The sequence below is a fragment of the Streptomyces viridosporus genome (assembly GCF_002078235.1).
Lineage (GTDB): Bacteria > Actinomycetota > Actinomycetes > Streptomycetales > Streptomycetaceae > Streptomyces > Streptomyces viridosporus.
The window spans coordinates 1-680 of sequence record NZ_MSGP01000733.1 but is presented as its reverse complement, the minus strand read 5'-3'; the positions used below and the strand labels follow the sequence as shown (position 1 = coordinate 680).

The 680-nt window shown below is 74.4% G+C and carries 1 protein-coding gene; it reads right to left on the bottom strand.

All coding sequences use genetic code 11. The features are described from left to right. Positions 1-680, bottom strand: a 680-nt coding sequence (locus tag B7L92_RS36735) for a YcaO-like family protein (protein WP_170102283.1), incomplete at both ends; no start/stop codon positions are given.

The following is a 680-nucleotide window of genomic DNA, read 5'->3' as shown; positions in this document are numbered from 1 at the left end:
GGTCGCCGGGTCGATCTCGGGGAGCGGCTGCATCCCGTGCCAGGCGAGCAGGAAGGCGTCCCGTTCCAGGACCTCCATCAGGCCGCTGAGCGCGGCCTCCTCCAGACTGCCCCCGGAGGCACAGCCGTTGGAGCTCTCCTGGACGAACCGGTGCTCGATACCGGGCTTGTGGTAGAAGGCGAGGACCTCCGGGACGGGGCGGGGGACCGCGTCCCGCAGCGACCACCCCCACACCCAGGGGATCGGCCGGTCCGGGGTGAACGGCGGCACCCAGGGGTTGGCCCGGTGGAAGCCGTCCGTGTACAGGCCGGTCTCGCGCGGGTCGACGGCGGTCGGCCCGAGATCGTCCAGGGAGGCGGTCAGGGTGAGGGCGCGGCCCCGGGCGCGCATCCCGGCGAAGCGCTCCAGTCCCTCCAGCACGCCGATCCGGGTGCTGGCGTGATACGAGTCGGCGTGGCCGCCCCAGAACGTCTCCCGCAGGTAGTCGCCGGAGCGGCTGGAGAAGCAGCCCACCGTGGCCGAGGTGGTCGGCGAGGTGACGTCGCACACCACCGACGGCCCGACGGCGCCCCAGTGTGGGTTGGCGAACGCGTCCACCCGGAGGCCGTAGGCGTCCACCGGCCGGACCCTGCTGACGCCCGGCCGGTGCTTGGGCGCGGGCCGCAGGACGAGGGCGGCCG